The organism is Microcystis sp. LE18-22.4A, from assembly GCF_027531105.1.
Lineage (GTDB): Bacteria > Cyanobacteriota > Cyanobacteriia > Cyanobacteriales > Microcystaceae > Microcystis > Microcystis aeruginosa.
The window spans coordinates 1-5,547 of sequence record NZ_JAPZRB010000612.1 but is presented as its reverse complement, the minus strand read 5'-3'; the positions used below and the strand labels follow the sequence as shown (position 1 = coordinate 5,547).

Sequence of the window (5,547 nt, the reverse complement as noted above, 5' to 3'; positions counted from 1 at the left end):
CCGTCATCAACTAAAATAGAAGCGTAGTATTTACCGTCTGGGTTTTTTGAGATAGTAACGGTTTTAATTGTTCCTGCAAATTCCCGATGACGAACACAATAAACTAATCCAACTTTACCCGGTAATTTGAGGTAGTCACCTTCAAATTTGACATTAGCTGGATAGCTAATTGATTGTTTACCATGTTTAGATTTGAATCTTGGTAATCTCGCCCGTTTCTCAAAGAAATTTTGATAAGCTTGGGATAAGTTCAAAGCGACAACCTGTAAGCACTGGGAATAAGCATCTGTCAACCACTCATATTCTTTTTTGAGACTAGGCAATAGTCCCTGAATATAGTTTCGTGTCAGTCCTTTTCCTGTGGTTTTATAGGTTTCTTGGCATAAATTCAGGGAATAATTCCAAAACCAACGACAACAACCAAAGCTTTTTGCTAAGGCTATTTCTTGCTCGGTATTAGGCTTAAGTCTGAATTTGTACGCTTTGTACATAAGAGTTATCAAGAAACTATAACTATGATAACATGGTTTTCGAGAATTGTCTATATACAAAGTCAGCAGAAGTCCATAAAAGCGAGGGACTTTTGCTGACATTCAGTTAAAATACTCTTTGGTTCTAACATAGGGATAAGCAATGACTAGCAGAATCAAGGAAATCTTTCAAACAGGACAACCCGATCAATCCGTCACCGTGCAGGGTTGGGTGAGAACAAAACGAGAATTAAAAGAATTTACTTTCCTGGAAGTTAATGATGGCTCATCCCTGGCCAACTTACAAGTTATCCTCGAACCGACTTTACCCGACTATGAAAATGTACTAAAGACAATTAGTACAGGAACGGCGATCGCTGTTTCGGGAAATTTGGTTCTTTCCCCGGGTAAAGGGCAAAATATCGAGTTAAAAGCTGCCGAAATCACCCTTTATGGTGACTGTCCTGCGGATTATCCCCTACAAAAGAAACGTCATTCCTTTGAATTTCTGAGAACCATTGCCCATCTGCGAGCAAGAACCAACACCCTAGGGGCAGTAATGCGGGTTAGAAACGCTTGCGCCACCGCTATCCACAGTTTTTTCCAAGAAAAGGGCTTTATTTGGGTACATACTCCCATTATTACCGCTAACGACTGCGAAGGTGCGGGAGAATTATTTACTGTCACCAGTTTAGATTTAAAAAAACCCGCCAATTTTGCCGAGGATTTCTTTGGTAAACGGGCCTATTTAACCGTCAGTGGACAATTACAAGCGGAAGTAATGGCCATGGCTTTATCTAATGTTTACACTTTTGGCCCGACTTTTCGCGCCGAAAATTCTAATACTTCCCGTCATCTGGCCGAGTTTTGGATGGTGGAACCGGAAATGGCTTTTTGTGACTTGGAAGGGGATCAGGATTTAGCGGAAGCTTTTCTGAAATATATCTTTAAATTCGTTTTAGAAAATTGTCCCGAAGATTTGCAGTTTTTTAACGAACGTATCGATAAAACGGTGTTAAGTACGGCCGAGAATATCGTTAATAGCGAGTTTGGCCGGATTACCTATAGCGAAGCGATCGAGTTATTAGAAAAAGCCGATCGTCAGTTCGAGTTTCCGGTAGAATGGGGCGTAGATCTACAGTCAGAACACGAACGTTATCTAGCGGAAGAACTATTTAAAAAACCCGTGATTGTCACCAATTATCCCAAGACAATCAAAGCTTTTTATATGCGTCTAGATGACAGTAATAAAACCGTTTCCGCTATGGATATTTTAGCACCCAAGATCGGCGAAATTATCGGCGGTTCCCAACGGGAAGAACGATTAGATGTATTAATCCAAAGAATGCAGGAACAGGGAATGAATCCCGATGATTTGTGGTGGTATTTAGATCTGCGTCGCTACGGTTCCGTTCCCCACGCTGGTTTTGGTTTAGGATTCGAGCGTCTGGTACAATTCATGACGGGAATGACCAATATTCGCGATGTGATTCCTTTCCCCCGGACCCCTTTAAGTGCCGACTTTTAGGTTGATGTCTAGGATCGACGGGAGAAAAGTTGTAATCCTTGAGCTTTTAGCGCTAATTTGCTTGGTCTTTGGAGACTTGTACAACTTTATTGTACAAGTCCAAGCTCTTGAACTCCCCAAAAACCCCAAAATCTCGATCGCTAGTTAGGGAGAGAAATATAAAGATTTATTAAATTGTAACTTTTGATACAGTTACGGGGGATAGTATGTGTGGTTGTATGGAGAATCGGTTATTATTACCTTTATCGAATCCGCTCAAAATACTACATCAAATGATAATTCATCATGGGATAGTGAAGATTGGGAGCAATTTGACCAACTCATTGCCAATTGTCTTGTAGATATAGGAATTGAAGATTGAGCATCGGCAACACGACCATTATATTTATCACCGAAACGAGAATCCTATCCATGATTGGGAATGAAATTTGAAGTTGTTACCCCTTTGGGATTTACAGTTAGAACTTCAGAAGGTTATTGGCAGAGGCTAATGGGCAAACATCCTGACCTTGAGGAGTTGGAGGAATTAGTGACCCTTACCCTAGCTTCACCAGATGAAATTCGACGCAGTAGCCACGATGCTGGGGTGCTGCTATTCTATCGCCAGCGACAGGAAAAACGTTGGGTTGTGGCAGTGGCTCGGCGTTTGAATGGAGATGGGTTCTTGATTACTGCCTACCAAACCGATGGGATTAAAGAAGGGGAAATGCTATGGCTCAAGTAAAAGTTTTCTATGAACCGGAAACGGAATTACTGACTGTCTTCTGGCAGCAACCCAGAAAGGAGCAGATTTGTACTGAACTGGGGGATGGGGTGATTCTGATTAAGGATTCCACCAGTGGCGAGCCGATTGGCTTGGAAATTCTCTCCTATCGCCCTGGGGACAATCGCTTTGATGCAGTGAGCGTTGAACTGGGGCAGTTGAGTCCCGTCCGTTGATATTGGTCATTATTCTGGTTGTCCTCTAACTTCCGAAATCATCTGGGCGTTGAGGATGGGTTTCATGGTGGATAGCTCGTCAGGGAGAGAAATGTAAAGATTTATAAATTGTAGCTTTTGATACAGTTGTGGGGGGTGTGTGCTGTGCTGTTATCCTCCTTCTGTCTTGGGTTGGGCTATTGCTTGACCTGACTGCGAGAGAGTGCGATCGCACTGTATCTAAGTTAACTCATTTTGCTGAAAATTATGACGGGAATCTTGACGCATTTGTTCAATAACTTCGGGATATTTTTCCATATCTTCTAAGGAGTTTAAAGGTGGATAAACTACTCGATCTTTTCTTTCATTTACCTTATCTACATAAGCATAAAAAGCCTCGTCATCCTCACGATGAGATAATACATAACTTTTTAATTCTTGAGAGGTCATAGTTTTAAAATTAGGTTTTTGATTCATTTTATCCATTGTCCATTAGGTTTAATTTCAATCTCAATACCTTCACCAATTAACATGAAAATATTTTTAGTACGATCATCCAATCTTATTAAGTTAATTGGTAAATAAAACCTTGTTGCCCAACAAGATAGGGTATAACATTGTAAGAGTTGTGCAAGTGTCGGAATATTTTTCCCTCCCAAAACCGAACGAATGACACTAATTATAACAAAATAGAGAATCTGCTTCAACAACTTCGAGACAGAGATGAACGCAAAGACGAATCCGACAGACCGCGCCACAATAACTCAAGGAAGAGGATAGTTCGTCTGAGAAGGGGTAAAACAAAGGAAAACACCTGAGACTCCCTGCTCTGTCAACCCCTAAGCTAGGGAGAGGAATATAAAGATTTATAAATTGTAGCTTTTGATACAGTTGTGGGGGGGGAGTGTGTATAATTCGCTCAAAACCAATTCAAGGTGAACGACAATGATAAAACTATCCAGATTATCAACAGTTAAAAACCTCACAAGGTTAGCTTTAGGCGGAACTCTAGGAGCAACACTTATTATTACAGCTTCTAAGCCTTCTGAAGCGGCAATATTAGGATGGGACATACGTAGAGATGATCCGTATGGATTTGATGGTTCTTTTTATTTCAATGAAGGTGACGATACAACGGCTGGTTTTACTATTGGAGATAACTGGAAAGTGCAAGCAGCACCGACAGAAACGACCCTCCCCGGCCCCCCCCCCCCAACCAAAGTTATTGACAATTACTATAAATAGTTCTCATGTAAAAGCTCCTCATGGAGAGGGTTTGAACGTTCATCCTCAGCTAACTTTTAGGCGTGATCTGGATTCTTCTGGTACAGAGACGTTTAAACATGGATCACATTTTAATATCAGGACTTACAAGTATGTACAAGGTACATTGACTGGTAAGCAACCATCAGATTTTAAGTCTTGCAATCAAACTTGTGTTGACGGTACTACTCGGATACTAAATGTTTCTTTAGTACATACACCAGAACCAACTTCAGTTCTTAGTTTGTTCGCTCTCGGCACTCTCGGCGCAGCTTCAACCCTCAAGCGCAAACTAAAACCCTCTAAATCCACTGAAAAAGAAACCACAAAAGTCGGCTAAATTGCTTATAAAAATACCATAAATGCCCCTTCATTCAATCTTGAGGGGGTTTATTTTTTTCTTCATCAACAATCTGTAAAACACTGCTGTATAAAGGTGCAGCCACCCAAAATCCTGCTTGATCAATCAAAGCGTCTAGTAGGGGTTTCACCTCAGAGATTAACCGTCGATTCTTCGCCTCAACTAAAATGCCCAGAATTCCTGTGTATCGAAGATTAAGTCTAGCAGCAATTCTACGACCACGACGCTCATCAATCAAAACTTGATCTGCTCCCAACTCAAGTGCTAAAGCAATAGCCTCAGCTTCTCCCTTATCTAGTTCATCTGCAAGAGCTTCAATCACTGTGCGGTTAGTTACCGTTCGAGTTTGAATCCAATCTAAGGTTTGGACTTCTATTGAACCTGCTACCGGAAAATCAGGCTCAGTTAATTCTCGATAAACTGCTTCAGGAATAAAAACTATTTGGTAAAGTTGTTGTAGCAGATGAAGTTGATTAATGGCGGCAAGATTGTTGATAGGGGATGTATCACTGACAACAATCACAATCTTCCCATCTCCCGCAAGTTCTTAATATCCTGTTCAAAATCTTCGACATCGTAGTGTACCGGAATTTGACGACTTGCAAGTAGGTGTTGAAAAGCAATACGATTCATTCCTGCAAATCGACTCGCTTGAGCAAGGGTGAGCTTCTCTTTTTGAAAGAGCATGACCGCAATTTCCTGCCTCATCTCAGCTTCAGTCATGCGTGTGGCACTGAGAATTTCATCGGAGATATCAATACTCATGGCTATAACCCTATCTATCCTTTCCTATTGGAATGATATCATAACCCCCTTCATTTAGTCAGTTGAGGGGGTTTATTTTTTGCGTCTCTTCCCCTTACACATTTTGGCTCTTCGGTTTGTGTTATGCAATGGAGGGGGGTTATAAGGGATGGAACCCTTATATAGAAAAGCATTTGGCGATTTTTGTCAATTATTTTTGATCTAGAGCGAACTAATCAATTAAGTCTCTTGCCAGATAAGGA

At 41.1% G+C, this 5,547-nt stretch carries 9 protein-coding genes and 1 pseudogene; 5 read left to right on the top strand and 5 right to left on the bottom strand.

Annotated elements, in window-relative coordinates:
* Positions 1-491: RNA-guided endonuclease InsQ/TnpB family protein (locus O9295_RS26245; RefSeq protein WP_288036198.1), on the bottom strand; the 491-nt coding region annotated here is incomplete at its 3' end.
* A 142-nt stretch (positions 492-633) separates the two neighbouring features.
* Between O9295_RS26245 and asnS the strand changes: the two genes are divergently transcribed.
* The 3 genes from asnS (at position 634) to O9295_RS26230 (ending at position 2,937) form a co-directional block, all read left to right on the top strand.
* Positions 634-1,998 (top strand): asparagine--tRNA ligase, encoded by a 1,365-nt coding sequence (gene asnS / locus O9295_RS26240; protein WP_288036197.1) that lies wholly within the window; start codon positions 634-636, stop codon positions 1,996-1,998.
* A gap of 421 nt (positions 1,999-2,419) precedes the next feature.
* On the top strand, positions 2,420-2,722 hold the full coding sequence (locus O9295_RS26235; RefSeq protein WP_002759084.1) for a hypothetical protein: 303 nt from the start codon (positions 2,420-2,422) through the stop codon (positions 2,720-2,722).
* On the top strand, positions 2,710-2,937 hold the full coding sequence (locus tag O9295_RS26230) for a hypothetical protein (RefSeq protein WP_002735928.1): 228 nt from the start codon (positions 2,710-2,712) through the stop codon (positions 2,935-2,937). The genes O9295_RS26235 and O9295_RS26230 overlap by 13 nt, the downstream gene beginning before the upstream one ends.
* A 219-nt stretch (positions 2,938-3,156) precedes the next feature.
* Here O9295_RS26230 and O9295_RS26225 read toward each other — a convergent pair whose 3' ends face one another.
* Both O9295_RS26225 and O9295_RS28010 read right to left on the bottom strand, forming a co-directional pair.
* Complete coding sequence (locus O9295_RS26225; RefSeq protein WP_287707471.1) at positions 3,157-3,393, bottom strand: DUF6887 family protein; 237 nt, start codon at positions 3,391-3,393, stop codon at positions 3,157-3,159.
* On the bottom strand, positions 3,390-3,674 hold the full coding sequence (locus tag O9295_RS28010; protein WP_052275851.1) for a DUF6888 family protein: 285 nt from the start codon (positions 3,672-3,674) through the stop codon (positions 3,390-3,392). The genes O9295_RS26225 and O9295_RS28010 overlap by 4 nt, the downstream gene beginning before the upstream one ends.
* Positions 3,675-3,861: 187 nt before the next feature.
* Here O9295_RS28010 and O9295_RS26220 point away from each other — a divergent pair, with 187 nt between their 5' ends.
* Positions 3,862-4,161 carry a hypothetical protein gene (locus O9295_RS26220; RefSeq protein WP_288036196.1) on the top strand — a complete coding sequence of 100 codons (300 nt, stop codon included), beginning with the start codon at positions 3,862-3,864 and terminating at the stop codon, positions 4,159-4,161.
* A gap of 229 nt (positions 4,162-4,390) precedes the next feature.
* Positions 4,391-4,519, top strand: a pseudogene (locus O9295_RS26215) (PEP-CTERM sorting domain-containing protein); the annotation flags it as partial.
* 34 nt (positions 4,520-4,553) lie between these two features.
* Here the strand turns inward: O9295_RS26215 and O9295_RS26210 are convergent.
* Positions 4,554-5,063 carry a PIN domain-containing protein gene (locus O9295_RS26210; RefSeq protein WP_288036195.1) on the bottom strand — a complete coding sequence of 170 codons (510 nt, stop codon included), beginning with the start codon at positions 5,061-5,063 and terminating at the stop codon, positions 4,554-4,556.
* Positions 5,060-5,305, bottom strand: a complete 246-nt coding sequence (locus O9295_RS26205; RefSeq protein WP_002748168.1) for a UPF0175 family protein — start codon at positions 5,303-5,305, stop codon at positions 5,060-5,062. Before O9295_RS26205 ends, O9295_RS26210 begins: the two co-directional genes overlap by 4 nt.
* Positions 5,306-5,547: the final 242 nt, after the last annotated feature.

Excerpts from the sequence above, each read along its gene's own strand:
- asnS (WP_288036197.1), top strand. The coding sequence starts at position 634 with ATGACTAGCAGAATCAAGGAAATCTTTCAAACAGGACAACCCGATCAA.
- O9295_RS26235 (WP_002759084.1), top strand. The coding sequence starts at position 2,420 with ATGAAATTTGAAGTTGTTACCCCTTTGGGATTTACAGTTAGAACTTCA.
- O9295_RS26230 (WP_002735928.1), top strand. The coding sequence starts at position 2,710 with ATGGCTCAAGTAAAAGTTTTCTATGAACCGGAAACGGAATTACTGACT.
- O9295_RS26225 (WP_287707471.1), bottom strand. The coding sequence starts at position 3,393 with ATGAATCAAAAACCTAATTTTAAAACTATGACCTCTCAAGAATTAAAA.
- O9295_RS26220 (WP_288036196.1), top strand. The coding sequence starts at position 3,862 with ATGATAAAACTATCCAGATTATCAACAGTTAAAAACCTCACAAGGTTA.
- O9295_RS26205 (WP_002748168.1), bottom strand. The coding sequence starts at position 5,305 with ATGAGTATTGATATCTCCGATGAAATTCTCAGTGCCACACGCATGACT.